This window comes from Flavobacterium sp. (assembly GCF_044377315.1).
In the GTDB taxonomy this organism is placed as follows: domain Bacteria; phylum Bacteroidota; class Bacteroidia; order Flavobacteriales; family Flavobacteriaceae; genus Flavobacterium.
Genome location: NZ_JBILJG010000006.1, coordinates 55,293 through 77,092 on the forward strand (window position 1 = coordinate 55,293; position 21,800 = coordinate 77,092).

20 protein-coding genes are annotated in these 21,800 nt (G+C 31.8%); 6 read left to right on the top strand and 14 right to left on the bottom strand.

All coding sequences use genetic code 11. The features are described 5' to 3' along the window. Positions 1-29 precede the first annotated feature (29 nt). Positions 30-2,021: an NAD-dependent DNA ligase LigA gene (gene ligA / locus ACIQ66_RS03230; protein WP_396211365.1), complete on the top strand. Its 1,992-nt coding sequence runs from the start codon at positions 30-32 to the stop codon at positions 2,019-2,021. Between the two features lie 104 nt (positions 2,022-2,125). Here ligA and ACIQ66_RS03235 read toward each other — a convergent pair whose 3' ends face one another. From ACIQ66_RS03235 to ACIQ66_RS03275, 9 genes are all read right to left on the bottom strand, one after another. Then, a complete protein-coding gene (locus tag ACIQ66_RS03235) occupies positions 2,126-2,872 on the bottom strand; it encodes an acyl-[acyl-carrier-protein] thioesterase (protein ID WP_396211366.1) in 747 nt (248 codons plus the stop codon). A gap of 1 nt (position 2,873) precedes the next feature. Continuing rightward, positions 2,874-3,482 (bottom strand): hypothetical protein, encoded by a 609-nt coding sequence (locus ACIQ66_RS03240; protein ID WP_396211367.1) that lies wholly within the window; start codon positions 3,480-3,482, stop codon positions 2,874-2,876. Between the two features lies 1 nt (position 3,483). Then, positions 3,484-4,167, bottom strand: coding sequence for a hypothetical protein (locus ACIQ66_RS03245; protein ID WP_396211368.1), 684 nt, complete (start codon positions 4,165-4,167; stop codon positions 3,484-3,486). A 27-nt stretch (positions 4,168-4,194) separates the two neighbouring features. Continuing rightward, positions 4,195-5,112: a tRNA (adenosine(37)-N6)-dimethylallyltransferase MiaA gene (gene miaA, locus ACIQ66_RS03250; RefSeq protein ID WP_396211369.1), complete on the bottom strand. Its 918-nt coding sequence runs from the start codon at positions 5,110-5,112 to the stop codon at positions 4,195-4,197. A gap of 192 nt (positions 5,113-5,304) precedes the next feature. Continuing rightward, positions 5,305-6,666, bottom strand: a complete 1,362-nt coding sequence (locus ACIQ66_RS03255; protein WP_396211403.1) for an exonuclease domain-containing protein — start codon at positions 6,664-6,666, stop codon at positions 5,305-5,307. Positions 6,667-6,694: 28 nt separating this feature from the next. Next, the gene (locus ACIQ66_RS03260; RefSeq protein ID WP_396211370.1) at positions 6,695-7,363 is read right to left on the bottom strand and encodes a YggS family pyridoxal phosphate-dependent enzyme; all 669 of its coding nucleotides are present in this window, start codon (positions 7,361-7,363) and stop codon (positions 6,695-6,697) included. Between the two features lie 144 nt (positions 7,364-7,507). Beyond that, positions 7,508-8,725: a DUF1015 domain-containing protein gene (locus ACIQ66_RS03265; protein WP_396211371.1), complete on the bottom strand. Its 1,218-nt coding sequence runs from the start codon at positions 8,723-8,725 to the stop codon at positions 7,508-7,510. 62 nt (positions 8,726-8,787) lie between these two features. After that, entirely contained in the window at positions 8,788-9,678 is an 891-nt protein-coding gene (locus ACIQ66_RS03270) for a 3-hydroxyacyl-CoA dehydrogenase family protein (protein ID WP_396211372.1), read from the bottom strand. A 70-nt stretch (positions 9,679-9,748) separates the two neighbouring features. After that, complete coding sequence (locus ACIQ66_RS03275; RefSeq protein WP_396211373.1) at positions 9,749-10,717, bottom strand: Gfo/Idh/MocA family protein; 969 nt, start codon at positions 10,715-10,717, stop codon at positions 9,749-9,751. Between the two features lie 143 nt (positions 10,718-10,860). On the opposite strand from ACIQ66_RS03275, the gene ACIQ66_RS03280 reads away from it, so the two are divergent. Next, a complete protein-coding gene (locus tag ACIQ66_RS03280) occupies positions 10,861-11,502 on the top strand; it encodes a protein-L-isoaspartate(D-aspartate) O-methyltransferase (protein WP_396211374.1) in 642 nt (213 codons plus the stop codon). A gap of 45 nt (positions 11,503-11,547) precedes the next feature. Here ACIQ66_RS03280 and ACIQ66_RS03285 read toward each other — a convergent pair whose 3' ends face one another. Continuing rightward, positions 11,548-12,597: a Fic family protein gene (locus ACIQ66_RS03285; protein ID WP_396211375.1), complete on the bottom strand. Its 1,050-nt coding sequence runs from the start codon at positions 12,595-12,597 to the stop codon at positions 11,548-11,550. Positions 12,598-12,670: 73 nt separating this feature from the next. Further along, the gene (gene smpB, locus ACIQ66_RS03290; RefSeq protein WP_396211376.1) at positions 12,671-13,123 is read right to left on the bottom strand and encodes an SsrA-binding protein SmpB; all 453 of its coding nucleotides are present in this window, start codon (positions 13,121-13,123) and stop codon (positions 12,671-12,673) included. Between the two features lie 328 nt (positions 13,124-13,451). Here smpB and ACIQ66_RS03295 point away from each other — a divergent pair, with 328 nt between their 5' ends. Beyond that, entirely contained in the window at positions 13,452-14,981 is a 1,530-nt protein-coding gene (locus tag ACIQ66_RS03295; protein ID WP_396211377.1) for a S8 family peptidase, read from the top strand. 185 nt (positions 14,982-15,166) lie between these two features. Then, entirely contained in the window at positions 15,167-15,394 is a 228-nt protein-coding gene (locus tag ACIQ66_RS03300; RefSeq protein ID WP_396211378.1) for a VF530 family DNA-binding protein, read from the top strand. A gap of 149 nt (positions 15,395-15,543) precedes the next feature. Here ACIQ66_RS03300 and ACIQ66_RS03305 read toward each other — a convergent pair whose 3' ends face one another. The 3 genes from ACIQ66_RS03305 to ACIQ66_RS03315 all read right to left on the bottom strand — a co-directional run bounded on the left by ACIQ66_RS03305 (position 15,544) and on the right by ACIQ66_RS03315 (position 19,564). Further along, on the bottom strand, positions 15,544-17,055 hold the full coding sequence (locus ACIQ66_RS03305; RefSeq protein WP_396211379.1) for a hypothetical protein: 1,512 nt from the start codon (positions 17,053-17,055) through the stop codon (positions 15,544-15,546). 14 nt (positions 17,056-17,069) lie between these two features. Further along, positions 17,070-18,230: an ATP-binding cassette domain-containing protein gene (locus ACIQ66_RS03310; RefSeq protein ID WP_396211380.1), complete on the bottom strand. Its 1,161-nt coding sequence runs from the start codon at positions 18,228-18,230 to the stop codon at positions 17,070-17,072. A gap of 131 nt (positions 18,231-18,361) precedes the next feature. Further along, positions 18,362-19,564 carry an aminotransferase class V-fold PLP-dependent enzyme gene (locus ACIQ66_RS03315; RefSeq protein ID WP_396211381.1) on the bottom strand — a complete coding sequence of 401 codons (1,203 nt, stop codon included), beginning with the start codon at positions 19,562-19,564 and terminating at the stop codon, positions 18,362-18,364. Positions 19,565-19,755: 191 nt separating this feature from the next. Between ACIQ66_RS03315 and ACIQ66_RS03320 the strand changes: the two genes are divergently transcribed. Together ACIQ66_RS03320 and lpdA are read left to right on the top strand one after the other, a co-directional pair. Then, positions 19,756-20,208, top strand: coding sequence for an Lrp/AsnC family transcriptional regulator (locus tag ACIQ66_RS03320; RefSeq protein WP_396211382.1), 453 nt, complete (start codon positions 19,756-19,758; stop codon positions 20,206-20,208). Between the two features lie 170 nt (positions 20,209-20,378). Then, positions 20,379-21,782: a dihydrolipoyl dehydrogenase gene (gene lpdA, locus ACIQ66_RS03325; protein WP_396211383.1), complete on the top strand. Its 1,404-nt coding sequence runs from the start codon at positions 20,379-20,381 to the stop codon at positions 21,780-21,782. Positions 21,783-21,800: the final 18 nt, after the last annotated feature.

Genomic DNA, 21,800 nt, shown 5'->3' on the forward strand with positions numbered 1-21,800 from the left:
AATTAAACACTATTATAGCCAATTTTTTTATGGATATTTCAAGTATAATTCAATCTTTGCGTGAACAACTCAATCAGCATAACTACAACTATTATGTGTTGGATAACCCAACGATTTCCGACTTTGAGTTTGATCAAAAACTAAAACAACTTCAAGAATTAGAAGCCAAGCATCCTGAATTTTTTGATGAAAATTCACCTTCACAGCGTGTTGGTGGAACCATAACTAAGAATTTTGCTACTGTAGTTCATGAAAATAGAATGTACTCGCTTGATAATTCCTATTCAATAGAAGATTTGTACGATTGGGAAACCAAAATTCAAAAAGTTCTAGGAAATGTAAATCTAGAATATACTTGCGAATTAAAATATGACGGTGCTTCTATCAGTATAACGTATGAAAACGGAAAATTAGCACGAGCAGTAACACGTGGCGATGGTTTTCAAGGTGATGAAGTAACTAATAATATTAAGACCATTAAGTCGATTCCGCTAGTTTTGAAAGGAAATTTTCCGCCTAAATTTGATATTCGTGGTGAAATTATTTTGCCGTTTGAAGGTTTTGAAAAAATGAATCAAGAACTTATCGAAATTGGTGAAACTCCTTATTCTAACCCAAGAAACACTGCTTCTGGAAGTTTAAAATTACAAGATAGTGCTGAAGTTGCCAAACGTCCTTTAGATTGCCTTTTGTATTTTATTATAGGAAATAATCTTCCTTTCAAAAGTCAATTTGACGGATTAGAAGCTGCTAGAAAATGGGGATTCAAAGTTCCTAATGAATCTAAATTGGCAAAAAACCTTGATGAAGTTTTTGAATTTATCAATTATTGGGACACGCATCGCCATAATTTGCCATACGAAACAGATGGTGTTGTGATAAAAGTGAATGATTTTAACCATCAAAATGAATTAGGATACACAGCAAAATCACCACGTTGGGCGATTGCTTATAAGTTTAAATCTGAGCAAGTTACTACAACTTTAAATTCAATTTCATATCAAGTTGGTCGTACTGGAGCAATTACACCTGTTGCCAATTTAGAGCCTGTTCAACTCGCTGGAACTATCGTAAAACGTGCTTCTTTGCACAATGCCGATCAAATTGAAAAATTGGATATTAGAGTAGGTGACGAAGTTTTTGTAGAAAAAGGCGGTGAAATTATTCCAAAAATTATTGGTGTAGCCAAAAGAGGAAACGCAACACAACCCACTCAATATATAACACATTGTCCAGAATGTGAAACAGAATTAATCAGAAAAGAAGGCGAAGCGCAACATTATTGCCCAAATTTTTATGGTTGTCCGCCACAAATTATTGGTAGAATTCAACATTATATTTCGCGAAAAGCGATGGATATAGAAGGATTAGGTGGAGAAACTGTAGCTTTACTATACAATAATGGTTTAGTTCAGAATTATGCCGATTTGTATGAATTGACAGTTGACCAAATAACACCATTAGAGAGAATGGCACAAAAATCGGCTGATAATTTGGTAAATGGCGTTCAATTATCTAAAAATGTTTCGTTTGAGCGTGTTTTGTATGCGTTAGGAATTCGTTATGTTGGAGAAACAGTTGCCAAAAAGTTGGCTAAACATTATAAAAGTATTGATGCATTGAGACAAGCGTCTATACTAGATTTGATTTTGGTAGATGAAATTGGTGATAGAATTGCGCAAAGTGTTATTGAGTTTTTTGAAAATGAAACCAATGTAATCACAGTTGAGAGATTAAAAAAGCATGGAGTTCAATTTGAAGTTGTAGAAACCTTTAATCCAAATGCGACTGACAAGTTAGTTGGAAAAACCTTTGTGGTTTCGGGTGTTTTTGAAAAATTTTCAAGAGATGATTTAAAAAAAGCAATCGAAGATAATGGCGGAAAAGTGGGAAGTTCAATTTCGTCTAAAACCGATTATGTGGTGGCAGGCGACAATATGGGACCAGCTAAACTTGAAAAAGCCAACCAACTCGGAATTGCAATTATCAGCGAAGATGACTTTATAGGAATGATTGGTTAGTAAAAGATATGAATTTACAAGAATTTTTCAAAACTTAAATTTCACAAATTTTAATTAGTGAAATAATAAAAGCAAAATAATTTTTGATAATTTGTGTTGAAATATTACACTACAAAACTCAAAGCAAAACAAGTCTTTCCATCTTTATTGATGGTTATTACAGATTCATTTTGAGCAATTGTTGCTTGGTCAGAAAGCGATAATTCTTTTAGATAATTCATTTCAAAACTTTTGAGTTTGCCTAAAATTAAGTCTTTTGGGTTGATTGTATCCAAACACCATTCGAGATATTTTACGCTATTCATGTGATTTACAATATCTAAATCTGATAAAGCCACTTGTCTTTTGGCAATGGTTGTAAAACGTGTCTCTCGGCAGTCAGGTTCATTTTGAATATTAATTTTTGAAAATGAGTTGTGTGTTGCACTTGCTTCAGGATATTTTTCAAACTGATCGCTGGGCAATGCTAATGATTCTGGACGGCGAGTTTGTGTATTGAAAACCGCCCAAAAAGTTTCGCAACCTACTACTTTTTCTTCACCAAGATACAGTTCTAAACAACGAACCGAACGCGAATTTTCTAACGATTTAATCCAAGTTTTTACGGTTACTTTGTCTTTCCATTTGGGTAATTTATGCACTTCTACTAGCATTTTGCTCAAAACCCATGCTTGATGAAATTCTTGCATATCGCTAAAACTAATGCCGCCCAATTCAGAATGTGCCGCCGCTGTTAATTGAAAAAGATTGCACAACTCGGTATATTTCAAATTCCCGTTTGGATAACATTGCAGAAAATTGATTTCCCAATCTTTGTATAGGACAGAAGTGAAGTTAGGTGAAATAGGCATTTTAGTTCATTAAAAAACCAAATGAAAGTACAAATTGGTTATTTTGATTATAATAATCTACTAATTCTGGAATTGTTTGGATGTTGAATTTTGTGGTATTATATTCAAGTCCAAGATAAATATTTGCTGTATTGTCTAGTTTATAGGAATTTAAAAATCCAATTCGATATAAATTTCCATTTTTATTTAATCTTTTTACATTTCTTTCTCTTAAGATAAAATTAGTTTGACCAATACCTATATAAGGAATCAGGTTAAAACTTGTATTCAGTTTTATAACTCGATTAATTTCAAAATGGTAAGCAAGTGTTTTTGCATTTGAAAAGGTTCCGATATTCTCTGGTTTTTCAATGCTATACCAACTTATATCCGCACCAGCGCCAAGATTAAAATCATAAATAGAAATTATAGACAAACTCGAATTAATTCCAAATTTAGATTTTATATCTTCTGAATAGGTGTTATTTCCTAACGAAATAGGCTTTATTATTCCTACTCGGAAATATTCTGTAAACCTTACTATTTTTTTTTCAACTTTTATTGAATCATTTTGTGCAATAACCGAAAAAAGGCTAAACAATAATGCGATAGCTAACTTATATCTATTCATCTTAATTGATTGTTATTGTATAGTTTAAATCGGTCTCTAAAACATCAATCGAAACCGATATAACTTCAGTTGTAGCTGGATTGAACTGATAATCTGTAACCGTATATTTTAAAATAATGGTTTGGTTTTTTTCTAATTTGGCAAAGTTTTGGTAATAATTATTTTGATTATTTGCTAAAAAATCTTTAAAAGGTATAAATTGACTTCCTTCAATTTCTATATTTGAAACGCTTTTATTTATAGTTGTATTATTTACAATAGTTTGAAAATTGACAAGTTCATTTTTGGAAAAAAGTGTAACTGGAGTTTCTCTTAAATAAAAATTTGTAAAATTAGAAGGCTGAAAATTTATAAATGTAAAATTGTTATTATCTGAATTATAATTAGTTGACTCCCCAATTTCTATGATTCCAACTGCGTTACTGTTTTGAGTCGGAAACGGAAAAACCAATCTTACATTACCATTACTATCTGTTTTAGTCGTCATAAAAACGTTTCCATCATCTTGATTCCCAAAAAAAGAATAATAACTGTTAAAATACAATTGAACAGGAATATTTGCAAGTGGCTGGTTGTTTTTATCTAAAACTTGTGTATCAAAAACATAGCGTGTTGTGCCGTCATATTCTCTTTCACATGAGATAAAAAAGAATAATAAACTAAAAACAGATAACAATTTTTTCATCATGTATTTTTTTCAAATGTAATGAAATTAAAGTTTCGATTTTATATTCAATATTATTTTTTGAATAGTAGTTTCAAAATCAAACCAAGTTACATTTTCTGTTCGTTTGAACCAGGTTAATTGGCGTTTTGAAAATCTTCGTGTATTTTTTTTGATTTCTTCGATGGCGATTTCTAAAGTTGTTTTTTCTTCAAAATAATCGAATAATTCACGATAACCAACTGTTTGTAAAGCATTCAGTTCTTTATTTGGTACTAATTTTTCAACTTCGGCTAGCAAACCTTCATTCATCATGATGTCAACTCGTTGGTTGATTCGGTTGTACATGGTTGCTCTTTCGGCTTCTAAACCTATAATGATTGGCGTGAAGTTTCTTTTGTTTTTTTCTTTGTTTAGAAACGATGAATAAGGTTGATTTGTACTCAAACAAACTTCAACAAATCGCATCATTCGCTGCGGATTTTGTAGCGTTTGCGGATTGGTTTCTGTTATGAAACTGAAATATTCTGAATCTAATTTTTTCAATTGATTTTGAAGAAATTCGATTCCATTTTTTTCATAGTTTTGGCGTACTTTATGTCTTATTTTACTATCAATTTCAGGAAATTCATCAAAACCTTTTAGAACGGCATCTACATACAAACCCGAACCACCAACCATGATTTGAATATTGTTTTTTAGAAATAATTCGTCTAATTTGGCAATAGCTTCTTTTTCGAAATCGCCTACGGTGTAATTTTCAAAAATAGATTTGTTTTGGATAAAATGATGAGTTGCCGAAGCCAATTCTTCATCGGTTGGAACGGCAGTACCAATTTTCATTTCTTTGAAAAACTGGCGACTATCACACGAAATAATAGCGCAACCAAAATGTTGTGCCAAAGTAATACTCAAGGAAGTTTTTCCTATGGCTGTTGGTCCGATTATGGTAATTAAATAATTCAAAAGTTGTAGTTTTACGTGATGCCCTAGCCCTGATTACCTCACTAAAACATTTATTTTCATAGGTGTTCGGTGAACACTTCGTGTTTGTAGTGGAAATCCCTTTCTTTTTTTCTTTTAAAAAAAAGAACTGCCTGCCTGCCTGCAGGTTGCAATCTCGTTCTAAATACGAGACGGGAAATAGCTTCTAAAAAATTAAAATTTAAGTATTCTCATTACTTTGTTTTTGCGCAAGTATCCTTGAATAATTGTGCGTGTATCGCGGTTATTTTGCATTGGAATGATAATATTTTTTAATATTTCGATGTTGTTGACTTGGTAATTTAGGTCAAAAAAACAATAGCCTTTGTAGATGCCGTTTTCGATTAGAACTGCGCTTCTTTCGTTGACGGTTCGACCTCTATCGATTACGACCATATTGTTGTTCTCAAAAGTCATTTCGTTTATGAATTCATCGACTCTTTCGTTATATATTTCGGGCGATTCAATGCCTAAACACGAGCCATTGCACTCTTTTATTTTGTACTGAAAACAACCGTTTTGAGTTTCGTACAAGCCATTTAATTTTTGACACAAATTGTATTTTTCAGTGATTCTGAAAAGTGCATTTTTGCCTTCTTGAATGGATGTAAACGAGGTGATTTCCTTTTTGCGACCATCGGCTTTTTGCAATTTTAGATTGAAATAACCTTTAGTATCTTTTTCTTTATATAAAGCCCATTGAAAAATGCTTTTTCGTTGCGCACGATTGTAAATAGGTTTGTTGATTTTGATTTCTTCACTTTCTTTCAGAAGTGCAATCAATTCGCTACCCGTTTCTTCAAAAGTTACTGCAAATACTTCACGCTGAAGTTTTTTGCTTTTGCCAGAAGTTCCCGTAAAATGCTGATTGATACGCTTTTTAATGTTTTTGCTTTTACCTATATAAACCAGATTACCTTTTTCGTTGTGAATGTAATAAATTCCAGTTTTAGAAGGTAAACTTTCAACAATATCTAGCAATTTTGGCGACAAACCCGTTTTGATTTCGGCTTTTATAGAACTGATTAAAATTTCTTTTTCGGTGTCTTTTGCCAAAAGCATTTTGAACAATTTGACTGTTGCCATTGCGTCACCACTAGCACGATGTCTATCAGCCATAGGAATTCCCAATGCGCGAACTAGTTTTCCTAGACTATAAGAAAGTTGGTCTGGAATTAATTTTTTGGATAGTTCAACGGTGCAAAGAGTTGGTTTTATAAAATCATAACCTAAACGATTGAATTCAGTGCGTAAAATTCGGTAATCAAAAGAAGCGTTATGTGCTACAATGATACAGCCTTCAGTGATTTCGATAATGCGTTTGGCGACTTCATAAAACTTTGGAGCTGAGCGCAACATAGCATTGTTAATACCAGTTAATTTAACTACAAATGGCTGAATGGGAATTTCGGGATTGACCAAACTGATAAATTGATCCACGACTTCGTGACCATCAAATTTGTAGATGGCGATTTCGGTAATTCCTTCTTCGTTGAATTGACCTCCAGTGGTTTCTATGTCGAGAATGCAGTAAATGTGTTTAGAGTTTAAAAGTTTAAAATTGTTATCGCACACCAAAGATACTACTTCCAATTCGAACCATTGTGCTTCCGCATTCGATTGCTAGTTTGTAATCGCCAGACATTCCCATTGATAAGGTTGTAGGTTTTAGGTTTTGGGTTTTAGGTAATGTTTTAAGTTTGTCGAAAATTGTTTTCAAATGATTAAATTCTTTTTGGATTTGGTTTCGATTATCAGTAAACGTTGCCATTCCCATTAAACCAATGACTCTAATGTTTTGATAAATTTCACTATTCTGAGTAATAAATTTCATAATTCCATTCAATTCTTCTTCATCCAATCCAAATTTACTTTCTTCTTCGGCAATAAAAATTTGAAGTAAACAATCAATAACACGATTGTTTTTTTGAGCTTCTTTGTTGATTTCGTTCAATAATTTCAAACTATCAACTCCGTGAATCAAATTTACAAAAGGAGCAATAAGTTTTACTTTTCGTGATTGTAAATGACCAATAAAATGCCATTGAATATCTTTAGGAAGTGCTTCGTGTTTTTCAACTAATTCTTGAACATAATTTTCTCCAAAAATTCGTTGACCAGCTTTGTAAGCTTCCATTAAATCGGTAACAGGTTTGGTTTTAGAAACGGCTACAAGTGTTACGTGATTTGGAAGTTGGGATTTTATTTGAGTAAGGTTTTGTTTTATTGACATTTATCTAATTTTATTTTAGAAACACAGATTTTAGTAATCTATAAAACATTAAAAATTTCTCTAATTTCTTAAATCTGTGTTCTTAAAAATCTATTTATTTTCTATTTTCTAAAATCAAAAAATCGTTATTTTTCAAACGTTAATCTACAACTCATACACCATCAATCCGCTTCGAAACTTCGGTTCAATATAAGTTGATTTTGGTGGCATAATTAAATTGTTGTCTGCCAAAGCTTTAATTTCTGAAATATCACTTGGGAACAACATGAATCCGACTTCAAATTCACCTTCGTCAACTAATTCTTTTATGGTTAAAATAGATTGTTTTCCAGGAATGTATTCTATTCTTTCGTCATTTCTCAAATCTTCGATTCCTAAAATGGGTTGCAATACTTTATCGTATAAAACTTGTGCATCAAGATTCTCTAATAATGAATTTTTGTTATTTTCTAATTTGTAAAACAGCGCATAAAAAGCACCATCTAAATACATTCCGAATTCAAATTTTCCTTGTGGTTTCCACAATTCTTGTTCTTTGGTTTTGATGATGAAATGTTCTGATAGCTTTAGGATAAAGTCTTCTTTCGAATGACCATTCAAATCACGAATGATTCGGTTGAACTCATAAATTTTGACATTACTTTCAGCAATTAGAAAACTCATAAAGTAATTTAAATTCTGATTTCCTAAATGATTGTCTTCATCAAATAATAATTCTGCCGAAGCCGAACGGTGGTGACCATCAGCAATATACAATTCAGCAATATTTTCAAATTGTTTTTCTAACCAAACTATTTCTGAATCAGAATCAACTTTCCAAAGTGTATGTTTTTCTTTGTTGGTTGTGGCAAAATGGTAAATCGGTTTTTCTTTTTTCTTTTCTAAAATCCAATTGTTGATTTCTGATTTATCTGGATATGTTATCAAAACTGGTTCTGTATTGAAACCTGTTTGATGCAAATAATCTTTGAATAATTCTACACGATATTGCAAAGTATCTTCGTGTTTTTTGATGACATTGTTTTTGTAATCATCAATTGAAGTTCCTGCAACAATTCCTGTAAAAGATTGACTTTTGGTCTGAATTTCATATAAAAAGAAAGCTGGTTTTTCATCTTCAAGAAAAACACCATCGTTTTTAAAATCTTGATATTTATGAGCGACACCTTTAAAACGCTTGTCTAACGTAATCTTTTGCGAATGCACATAGGCAGGATTTATGACATGTAAAAACGAATACGGATTGAAATCTAACCACGAAGCCAATTCCGCAGGCGAATAATCATCATAATTACGACAAGTTACCAACGCGACTTTATCAGGAGTTGGACGAACGGCTTTGAAAGGAATTATTTTACTCATGTTTTATAGTTTTCAGTCTCAGTCTCAGTATTCAGTTTACTGCGACTGAAAACTGCGACTGTTTACTTCAAAAATTGTTTAGAAACTTTCTCTGCTTTTTTACTTTCAGAATAATCGTAGAAGCCTTCACCCGATTTTACTCCGAGTTTTCCAGCCATTACCATATTTACTAATAAAGGGCAAGGAGCATATTTTGGATTTTTGAATCCGTCATACATTACGTTTAGAATAGAAAGACAAACATCAAGTCCAATAAAATCAGCCAATTGTAATGGTCCCATTGGATGTGCCATTCCTAATTTCATAACAGTATCGATTTCTTCAACGCCTGCAACGCCATTATACAACGTTTCAATTGATTCGTTAATCATTGGCATTAAAATTCTGTTGGCAACAAATCCTGGATAATCGTTAACTTCTGTTGGCGTTTTACCTAATTTTACTGATAACTCCATGATTATTTTAGTTACTTCATCAGAAGTAGAATACCCACGGATAATTTCAACCAATTTCATAATCGGCACCGGATTCATAAAATGCATTCCTATTACACGTTCTGGATGAACTACTTGTGCTGCTATTTGAGTAATTGAAATTGATGAAGTGTTGGTTGCCAAAATCACATTATGATCGCAAACTTCACTCAATTGTTTGAAAATATTTAATTTCAACGTTACATTTTCTGTTGCAGCTTCTATTACTAAATCCGTTCCAACAACACCATCTTTAATTTCGGTGTAAGTGATTATATTTCCGATAGTTTTATGTTTGTCATCTTCAGTAATCGATCCTTTTGCAACCATTCTGTCCAAATTGGAAGCTATAGTTGCCATTCCTTTTTCTAAAGATTTCTCTGAAATATCGATTAATTTTACGGTAAAACCGCTTTGTGCAAAAGTGTGAGCAATTCCGTTGCCCATCGTTCCTGCGCCTATTACAGCTATTGTTTTCATTATGTTTGTTTAGTTTGTTTAATTTTTTCCACCGCAATTCATAAATTTATATTTTAATTTGCGGTCAATGTTATTTTTCGTTCATCGAATCAATAATCATATAAGCAACACGTAAAGCTTCCGTTCCGTCTTCTAAAGTTACTATTGGATTTGTATTATTTACAATGGCATCAGCAAAAGTTTCTAATTCGTCTAAAATGGCATTATTAGGTGAAACTTCTGGATTAGCAAAATAAATTTGTTTTTTTTCGCCTTCTGCGTTTTGTAAAATCATATCGAAATCACCAGGAAATTCTGGTGCTTCTTTCATTTTTACTACTTCACAAATTTTATCTAAATAATCTACAGAAATGTAGGCATCTTTTTGAAAAAACCTTGATTTACGCATGTTTTTCATCGAAATTCTACTCGAAGTAATATTGGCAACACAGCCGTTTTCAAACTCAATTCGGGCATTTGCAATATCTGGCGACTGACTCAAAACCGAAACACCACTTGCATGAACGGCTTTAACTTTTGACTTTACAACACTCAAGATAGCATCAATATCATGAATCATCAAATCTAAAACCACAGGAACATCAGTACCGCGAGGATTGAATTCAGCCAAACGATGCGTTTCTATAAACATTGGGTTTTCAATTTGATCTTTAACAGCAATGAAAGCAGGATTGAATCTTTCAACGTGTCCAACTTGGCCTTTTACATTGTATTCTTTTGCTAAAGCAATAATTTCTTCTGCTTCTTCAACCGTAGTAGCAATTGGTTTTTCAATAAAAACGTGTTTTCCGCTTTTAATAGAAACCTTAGCGCATTTGTAATGAGAAAGCGTAGGGGTTACAATATCAATAACATCTACTGCGTGAATTAATTTGGCAATGGTATCGAATTGTTTGTATCCAAATTCGCCAGCAATTTTTGCTCCATTTTCGTGATTTTCATCATAAAAACCAACCAATTCGTATTTTTCTGATTGTTGTAATAAACGCAAATGTATTTTTCCGAGGTGACCAGCACCTAAAACGCCAACTTTGAGCATAAAAATTAAATTTTATCAAAAGTACAATTTTAGTTTTTAGTTTAAAAGTTTAGAGGTTTAAAAGTTTTAGAGTTTTTTAGAATATGGAATTTGTTTATTGATATTATTAACTTTATTTTTACCAAACTAAAATACCTGCCCAAGTGAAAGATACCAACAAACATCAAGGACTTCGAAATCAATTAGCAAAAGTTCTTGAGGATAAAGGAATTACCGATAAAAACGTTTTGGAAGCCATCAAAAAAATTCCAAGACATTTGTTTTTGAATTCTAGTTTTGAAGATTTTGCTTATCAAGACAAAGCTTTTCCAATAGGAGCTGGGCAAACTATTTCACAACCCTATACTGTTGCATTTCAATCACAATTATTAGAAGTAAAAAAAGGTGATAAAGTTCTTGAGATTGGAACGGGTTCTGGATATCAAACAGCTGTTTTGTGCACAATGGGAGCAACCGTTTATACTATAGAAAGACAAAATGAGTTATTCAAAACGACATCTTTGTTATTACCCAAGTTAGGAATTAGACCTAAGCATATTTCATTTGGTGATGGTTATAAAGGTTTACCTAATTATGCACTGTTTGATAGTATTATTGTAACAGCAGGCGCTCCTATAATTCCAAAGGCGTTAATGGCACAACTAAAAATAGGAGGTAGATTAGTCATTCCAGTAGGTGAAAAAGAACAAATCATGACATTGCTAATTCGTAAAAACGAAACACAATTTGAAAAACATGAATTTGGTGATTTTAAATTTGTACCTTTATTGGAAAACAAAAATTAACAGTAACTTTGTCAAAGTTCAAAACTAAGAAAGCGTTATTTATAATTATTGTTTTATAATATTTATATAACGCTCAAGACACTCTTTTTCTATATGGGCAATAAAAAGTAAAAAATCTTCTTTGTTGCCAGAAGTTTGTGCATTTTCTAACGATTGATAGTAACTCATTCTTGATTCGTAATCTCCTTTTATATTGGCAATAACATAGCCATTTTGTAGCAAAATTAAATTCATAACTAAACGAGAAGTTCTTCCGTTTCCATCTATAAATGGATGAATGGTAACCAAACGTTCGTGCATTTCTGCTGCTAGAATTATTGGATGCAATTTACTTTTGTTTTCATTATACCAAATAAAGTAATCTTCCATTTCTTTTGGAACCATAAAAGGTTGTGGTGGCATGTGCGCACTTCCTTTTATCATTACTTGTACTCGACGATAACGACCAGCATCTTCAGGTATGATTCCTCTTAGAATTAAATTATGTATAGAAAGTAATTCTCTTTCATTAAAAGGGAAATTTCTTTCCATAAGTTGTTTTATGTATCCAATTGCTTCTACGTGATTGATTGCTTCAAGATGTTCACGCATACTTTTGCCAGAAATAGTTAAACCTTCATTAATAACCAAATCGGTTTCTCGTAAGGTTAGCGTGTTTCCTTCTATTCTGTTACTTTCAAATGTATATTCGAGTTCTAAAGCTTGGGCAATTCTAAAACTATCAAATTCTCTAAAAGAATCTAATTGTTTTTTCATTGCATCAATTTCGTCTAATATTGATTGAAGATTTTTGGAAATAATTCTCTTGCTAATTTTATAACTATTTTCAATTTCTTCTCTAACCATTGACATTGCTTGTAAAGCCAAGTTATCATCTCCAATTTCATAAAGAATTTTTTCTTTTAGCCAAGCAATCATTAATGTTTCAAAATCGATATCTAATAAAGAAGCTAATTTTGAAATTTGTTCTTTGGTTGGTTTTCTTGAACCATTTTCAAACTTACTTATTAAGGCTTGATCAATTTTTAGTAGTTGTGCAACCTCTCTTGTTTTTAGTCCTTTTTTTTCTCTAGCATTTTTTAATAGCGTTTTCATTTTATGACTTTTAAATTCTTGACAAATTTAGTCATATTTTTTGATAAAAAAAACTTTCCTACTATTTAAAAGTTTAGTAAGCTTTTTTTATTCTGTCAATATCTCGTTTAGTGTCTTGTTCTTTGAGTGATTCCCGTTTATCATATGTTTTTTTACCACGACATAAAGCAATATCAAGTTTTGCCATTCCTTTTTCGTTGGTAAATAATTTAAGAGGGACAATTGTCAAACCTTTAGATTGAACATCACGTGCAAGTTTTTTTAATTCTCTTTTATTAAGAAGTAATTTTCGTTCGCTACGAGATTTGTGGTTGAATTGATTACCAAAAGCATATTCTTCAATATAGGTATTAATAGCGAATAACTCATTATTATTAAACTCACAAAAACTTTCTGCAATTTGAGCCTTTCCTAAACGAATAGATTTAATTTCTGTTCCGGTAAGCACAATACCAGCGGTATAAGTGTCAATTATTTCGTAATCGAACTTAGCTCTTTTGTTTACTATATTGATTGTCTTTAGCATTGGTACAAATGTACTATAAAAAAGATTTTTTCTGCAATAAGAACTACCATTTTAAGTCTAAAAAAAATTAAACAATGATTTGTATCAGTTTTTCTCTGAATGGTAGCTACTAAATTTGTCCTGTAATTTTAAAACTAAAGACAAAATGAAAAAAATATTTTTAATTGCAGGAATTGTTTTTTAATAAAATTTATAGATAAGTTATTGGTTAAAATAGATTAGCACTTGGTACAGAAAATAGCTATTCTTAATTAAGTAGCGATTTTTTTTTATTAAAAAAAAAATAATGCTACATTCGTAAAACCAACCTAAATAAAAAATTAACAATATGACAAAGAAATTTCTCTCACTGCTTAGTCTTTCTATCGTTTTTTTAGCGTCTTGTAACCAAGACAATCATGAAGATATTACTATTGATTCTTCGAAAACTTCTGCTCTTTCGGCTGAAAGGATAAATACTTCAATTGACGAATCTATTAGTATTAAGAATACCTTTGATTGGAGTCATGTTGACGATCACTTTCTTTGGAGTGCAATTAAAAGAGGAAATAATATTGCTACTATCGGTTTTGGAACTTCCAAAAATGATTATGACAGAAGTAAATCTCCCGATAACCAAAAAATTGAACAAGAAATTTTAAATATTATACAGCATTATGAAGGGAAATTGCTAGATAAAATTGTAATTTCGTCAGATAAATTTTTGAATTTAGTAGATGTAATTATTGAAAAACAAGAAACCGTTATTGCATTAAGAAAAAGTCAATATATTCGCTACTTTGAGCCATCAGATTATAAATATTTTCAAAATAATGCCTCTTATAGGGCTTCAAATGCTGATGGTTCCTCTAACACAACAAACTCATCTGGCTCATCTGGTTGTGGTTATGAATCGGAGGTTTTAAACACTGCTGATTTTACTACTGTTTTGCCAAATGCGAAAGCACCTTGGACTTTTTATAAGCACAATATTCCAGCAGCTTGGAGTTTCAGTTCTGGAGCTGGTGTGACAATAGGGGTTGTAGATACTGGAATTTCTCCTAGTCAATCGCTTTTTGGATCAAGTTTTAACAATGGTTTTTCAACTGGACGAACGGTATACAAATATGGAACTTATGTTGATTCTATTTGGCCTTGGAGTACAACTACTGATGGTCCAAATGATTTATGTGGACATGGTACAAGTATGGCTTCTGTTGCGGCTGCACCACGTAATGCTAATGGAATGCCTGTAGGTGTTGCTTACAACGCAAACTTAATAACGTATAGAGCTGCTTCAAATGTAGTTTTAGATGGTTATCATGAGCAAAACGGTGTTAAAAATGCATTTGTTGCTTTAGGAAATAACGCTGCCGTAAAAATTATATCAATGTCGATGGGACATATTTTTTCTGTTGGAAAAATAGAAGATGGTGTAAAGTACGCTTACAACAAAGGAAAACTAATTTTTTGCGCCGGGGGAACATCAACAAGTTTTACCAATTTTGTAGGTGTAATTTTTCCAGCATCAATGGCTGAAGCGGTTGCAGTTACAGGTGTTAAAGAAAATACTTCTAATGTAAAATGTGATGTTTGCCATTCTGGCGGAAAAATAGATTTTACTATTCAAATGCAAAGAGCAACTTCTGGAAATACTGTTCCGGTGAATAGTTATTACAATGCACAAACTGATTATGTTGGTGGTTCATCTATTGCTACGGCTACTACTGCTGGAATTGCGGCTTTGGTTTGGGCTAAAAATCCAACTTGGACAAGAGCACAAGTTTTGACTAAGATGAAACAATCATCTACTTATTATCCAACTAGGAATGCTAATTATGGTCATGGAAATATCAATGCTTTGTTAGCAGTTCAATAAGAAATTAAAACACGAATTGCAATAATTTTTAAGAATTAAATTTTTTAAAGTTTATTTCACGAATTTGAATTGATTAAGTAAGATTTAGTGAAATTGAGATTAGATAGTTCGTTTGATTTGGTGCAATTTGTAAAAAAAGATGTTGGTTTTTATTGAATTCTGTTTGAGAATTGTACTTTTGTTTTATGCAAAAATCGAAAGATCCACTTCACGGTATTACACTTCAAAAAATTATTGAAGCACTTGTTGACTTTTACGGTTTTGATACTTTGGCGGAATTAATAAACATTAAAAGTTTTAAAGAAAACCCGAGCGTAAAATCGAGTTTGACTTTTCTTCGTAAGACCGATTGGGCAAGAAAAAAAGTTGAAGACTTGTACGTTAGAACGCTACCAAAACTTAGCAAAACTTAAAATGGATTCTCACCTAACCCCGATAGTAGAGGAAATACTTTAATAAAAATTGCTCTGGGTTTAAACCTAGGGCAATTTTTATTAAAGATTGGAACGAATAGCGGGAATTACCATTCCAAAAATGCCTGAATTTTCGTTTCTAAACAATATTAATCTTCAGCAATTCCTTTCCATTTTTTTATGTTTATTGAAAAGAAAAGCATCATAATTAGAATAAAAACTATATTTAGATAAGCCATATTGATTGAGTTGACTTCTAAAAATTTAATAGTTGGATATAGTGTATGTTTATAATAATCTATATTGATTGTATTATGTACTATTCTCTTAAAATTTTCTAAAACAATAAAATAAATTAGCGGAATGATAGCAGGTAATAACCACAAAGTTCCGTTTAATGTTATTCCTGATAATTGTTTTCTTGTTTTTTTACTAGTGGTAATTATAAAATAGAATAAAAGTAAAATAATTAGTGATAGAAGCAAAATGGGATAACTAAATTGCGATCCTATTATAGCACTTAAAATCCCAAATAAAATATTCAAAACTCCAATTCCTACAAGTGCAATTAACCAATTTCTTCCAGAAGTTACACGGAAAGAAAATACTAATAATGACAATGCTATGGCAATATAAATTGAAATTAGTAATGTACTTAAGTTTATGATTGGGCTGTTCCAAGCATCTGAAATTTTGGTGTAGTTATAACTCATATTTTTTTCTGGTACGAAGTATCTATAATATTCAAATTGCTGACCGTTTATTGTTTTTATGTACTTATTTATTGAGTCAAACTTATAATTGTTATTATAGTTATCTGGATAGTAATAATCACCAACTCCATTATCACCAACTATTTTATAATTTTCATACGTAGGATAATTATAAATCAGTTCAAACCATTTTGATTCATCAACATTTGCCTGCAGTTTGTGTTCTTTGGCTATAGATAAATAGTTTTTAAGAATACGTTTTATAGAATCTTTTTGGTTGGTAACTAATAAGTTTTGAATAGATACTTTTCTTACTGAATCTGATTTGTAGTCAAAACAACTGTAATGATTTAAGTTTTTGTTTAGTAATGAATTCCAAGAATATTTTTTGCCTTTGAATGAAATATAATTTTGAGCAGAACTGGCTGTATCAATAGTTTCTGCAGGTTCAGCTACCGTATATTCAGAATCATTATAATTGTTAGAAAATGAACCATCAATAAAGAAAGAACCTTTACTTAAAATTTCGCATCGTCTTTTAGTTTCACTTTCAGAATAATAACTTCTCATTTTAACATCTTTTCCAAAATAGAAAGAAGTGATAAACAGCGACAATAAGAAGCTGATTAACAATGTAATGCTCCATTCTTTAAACAATGAAAAATTAGTTCTTGGGTAAAACGATTTGAATGAATTATTTTTGAAATAATATACCAACCACATTATTAATGCCAAAATGGAAACCAATACAGCAAAAAAGTTGACAGTTATTTCATTATCATACAAATAATTTCTATCTGTTTCATCAAAGTTTACGCTTGTTGTAGAATAACCAACAATAAAGAAAATTATGTTTAGTAGCACTAGTAAAATTGAAAGCGGAATCACTTTAGTATTCCATGCTATTGGATGGTTAATCAATAAATGGTTTTGTATCTTTTTGAGCATAATTCTATTTTTTTTTAGGAAACGAAAAATCGTCTTGTTGAGTTCGAAATATTTCTGAAATACAATAGTGGGATTTTATTATCGACACTAATTTTCATAAAGTCATGAACAGTCATGGTTTGTGGAAAAGTTGCCATATAAGTTCCACCGTTAAACTGAAGGGAAATTAGATTGAAATTATTAAACAATTCGCCTAACTGTTTTTGAGTCCATTCGCTTTCAAATTCTATTATAAGTTGATTTTCTGGTAAAATAGTTTCAGTTTTGGTAGTGTTGTGTAAGTTTTTTTGTTTACCTAATTTTAAGAAAATAACCTGATCAGACGTTTTTTCTACTTCGTATAATTGTTGCGAACTTAGTACAATTCCAATAGGTCTAAATGGCGATTTGGCTATAGCTCTAAAGTCTTCTAAAACTGTTTGTTGTGCCAAAATATCTAAATTTGCCAAAGGCTCGTCTATCAATAATATTTTAGGTTTTCTAAGCAACATTCTAGCCAGTTCAAAACGCATTTTGTAACCAGAAGACAAGCTTTTCCAACTATGTTTTCTAAATTTTCGCAAGCCTAATCTTGAGATAATTAATTCTACAATCAAAGCATTTTCTTCTGGCTTGTAACCATAAGTTGCTGCTGTAAATTGAAGATTTTCAAACATTGAACCATGCCAAGTTTCTGTTCGTTGCGGAATGTAAACTAATTTGGTTCTTAAATTGTATAAATCGTCGTGTTTGAAATAATAGTGTAAACTGCCGCTAGTAATCACCAATTCGCCGCATAATAATCGTAAAAGAGTTGTTTTTCCATTTCCGTTTTCGCCGACTAATCCCAAAATTTCACCTTGCTTTAATTTTATATCAATTGGACCAAGCGAAAATAAAGAAGTACCATACGATTTTGTTACAGCGGTTGCATTTACCAATGTTTCTATTTGAGCAATAGGTTTAGTTGAAAGAAATGAATGCAAATCGGCCAACATGGCTTGGAATTTTTCTTTTTTGCCTTCAGTTATTGTTTCGTTTTTATCATACCATTTTAGAAAATCAACTGTCTTTTTATAGTAATAAAGAGTTTCAGTATCAAGTGTTAAATCAATAATTCGTTTTAAAACTATAGGGTAATCTTCAAATTGAAGTAGTGAAAGCAATTCTTGGTATTGTTTTTCAAATTCATTCATAATATATATATTCTTAACTTGAATAGTTCGTATAAAACTCAAAAAAAGAGAAATTAGTATTTTGAGTAAATATAAAAAAATCCGTCAAAGAAAATTCTTTAGCGGATTCATATTTTTTGAATTAGTTGTGACTACAAAATTCCCAAATCTTTCATGCATTGTTTCATCATTTGATAAGTGCGCTCTATATCGTTGTCTAATCCAATAGAAAAACGAATTAAACCATCGGTTAATCCCATTTCTTTTTGCTCTTCCAAAGGAATTTCGGACGATGTTGAAGTTCCCGGAGCAGAGAATAACGTTTTGTAAAAACCTAAACTAACTGCCAAATAACCTAAATTTCTATCTTGCATTAATTCCATTAATTCATTCGCTTTATCAATGGTTCCTACATCAACCGTCATCATGCCACCAAAACCATATTCAGGATTTATCATTCCAGCATACAATTTATGGCTTGGATGACTTACCAAACCTGGGTAAACCACTTTCAATCCATCGTTTTCGAATTTGGTTGCCAAATACATAGCATTATGACTGTGTTGTTTCATTCGGATGTGAAGTGTTCTCAAGTTTTTCATTACCGAAGCACTTCGTAAACTATCCATTGTTGGTCCAAGTAACATACTTGCTCCCGAATTTACATCTTTTAAACTATTGATAAATTCTCTTGAACCACATACTACACCTCCAACCGTATCGCTACTTCCATTGATGTATTTGGTTAACGAATGAATCACAATATCAGCACCCATTTGTGCAGGCGCTACCGATAAAGGTGAAAAAGTATTGTCAACCACTAATTTTAAATTGTGTTTGATAGCCAATTTAGCTAAGCCAGTAATATCAGCAACTTCCAATAAAGGATTGCTTACGGTTTCACAATATAAAACTTTAGTGTTTGGGGTAATAGCAGCTTCAACAACATCTAATTTAGTGATGTCAACAAAAGTTGTTTTAATACCAAATCTAGGTGTGAAGTTTTTCAAAAAAGCATATGTTCCTCCATAAATAGTTCGGCTAGAAACAATATGATCACCATTGCCACACAATTGCAAAAGAGTAGGAGTTATGGCACCCATTCCAGAAGCTGAGACATTAGCAGCTTCCGTACCTTCCATTGCAGCAATTGCTTTATCTAAATACAAATTACTTGGTGATGAATGACGAGAATATAAGTAGCAACCTTCGGCATTTCCTTCGAAAGTGTCGAACATGGTTTTAGCCGAAAGAAAAGTATAGGTAGAAGAATCGGAAATAGATGGATTTACACCACCAAATTCTCCAAAGTATTGTAAATCTTGAATTTTGTCTGCTGGATTTAAGGTTTTCATGAGTTTTTTGTTGTCAGTTGTCGGTTATTTGTTAACTTTTTTCAAAATTCGTTATTATTAGATTAATAGTCAATGTTTGTATGTTAAATTAGATTTTAAAACTATTAATATTATTTTGTAAAGAAAAAAAAACTATTTTTGAATATAAAACAAATATTAAATAGATAATATAAAACAACTGATAACCATAAATGGACATAATCGACAAAAAACTACTACAGCTACTACAACACGACACCAAGAAAACTACCAAAGAGCTCTCATTAAGTCTCAATCTTTCGGTAACTGCTATTTATGAGCGAATTAAAAAGCTAGAGCGAGAAGGCATTATTGCTAAATATGTTGTTTTACTCGACAAAGAAAAAGTAGGGAAGAACTTTGTGGTTTTTTGCCATTTGAAATTGATACAACATACTAAAGAGTTTTTGAACAAGTTTGAAAGTGAAGTAGTACAACTAAAAGAAGTTCTCGAATGCCATCATGTAAGCGGAGATTATGATTATATTTTGAAAATAGCCGTAAAAAACATGCAAGAATACCGCGAATTTTTGGTAACTAAACTCACCACGCTAAAGCATATAGGAAGTACACATAGCACCTTTATGATAAGCGAAGTAAAGAATACCTCTGTTTTGGAATTGTGATAAGACATATAGAATATTAAGTTGTAATTTATTCTTTTTTTCATACCGAAAAAAGTCCATCTAGTAAAGTTTAATTATCTATGAAATTGCAATAGATTTATGTTATTTATATTGCAATTTTATTTGTAAATTTGCATAACTATTTATAAAAACGCACAAAATATATATATATGAGTTCATTTGACGTAGTCATAATAGGTTCAGGTCCAGGCGGATATGTTTCGGCAATTCGTTGTGCCCAATTAGGTTTTAAAACCGCAATTATCGAAAAATATTCAACGCTTGGCGGTACTTGTCTTAACGTAGGTTGTATTCCTTCTAAAGCATTATTGTCATCTTCACATCATTATGAAGAGTTACAACATTTTGCCGATCACGGAATTGAAGTTTCCGGAGAAGTTAAAGTAAATCTTCAAAAAATGATTGAACGTAAACAAGCAGTAGTTGACCAAACTTCGGGCGGTGTTAAGTTCTTAATGGATAAAAACAAAGTAACTGTTTTTGAAGGATTGGGTTCATTTGTTGATGCTACTCATGTAAAAGTTACCAAGTCTGATGGTTCTTCAGAAGTTATTGAAGCTAAAAATATAATTATTGCAACAGGTTCAAAACCATCAAGTTTACCATTTATAAAGTTAGATAAAGAACGAGTAATTACTTCTACTGAAGCATTAAAACTTCCAGAAGTTCCTAAACATTTAGTAATTATAGGTGGTGGTGTTATCGGAATTGAATTAGGACAAGTTTATTTAAGATTAGGTGCTGAGGTTTCAGTTGTTGAATTCATGGACAGAATAATTCCAGGAATGGATGCAGCTTTGTCAAAAGAATTGACAAAAGTGTTGAAAAAACAAGGAATGAAATTCTACACTTCTCACAAAGTACAATCAGTTGAAAGAAAAGGAAAGGAAGTTACTGTAAAAGCAGAAAACGCTAAAGGTGAAATTATCACATTAGAAGGTGATTATTCATTGGTTTCTGTTGGTCGTCGTCCCTACACAGACGGACTGAATGCTGAAAAAGCAGGAGTGAAGTTAACAGAAAGAGGACAAGTAGAAGTAAACGATCATTTGCAAACCAATGTTCCTAATATTTACGCCATTGGAGACGTTGTTCGTGGAGCAATGTTAGCGCATAAAGCAGAAGAAGAAGGTGTTTTAGTTGCCGAAATCTTAGCCGGACAAAAACCACATATCGATTATAATTTGATTCCAGGTGTAGTTTATACATGGCCAGAAGTTGCTGCTGTTGGAAAAACAGAAGAGCAATTGAAAGCAGATGGAGTTACCTACAAAGCTGGAAGTTTTCCATTCAAAGCATTGGGAAGAGCTCGTGCTGGTGGTGATACAGATGGTTTTGTTAAAATTCTAGCTGATGCTAAAACAGATGAAGTTTTAGGCGTTCACATGATTGGTGCTCGTTGTGCCGATTTGATAGCAGAGGCCGTTATCGCAATGGAATTTAGAGCCAGCGCCGAAGATATTTCAAGAATGAGTCACGCACATCCAACTTTTGCAGAAGCTATAAAAGAAGCAGCTTTAGCAGCAACCGATAATAGGGCTTTGCACGTTTAAATCAACAATTTAAAAATA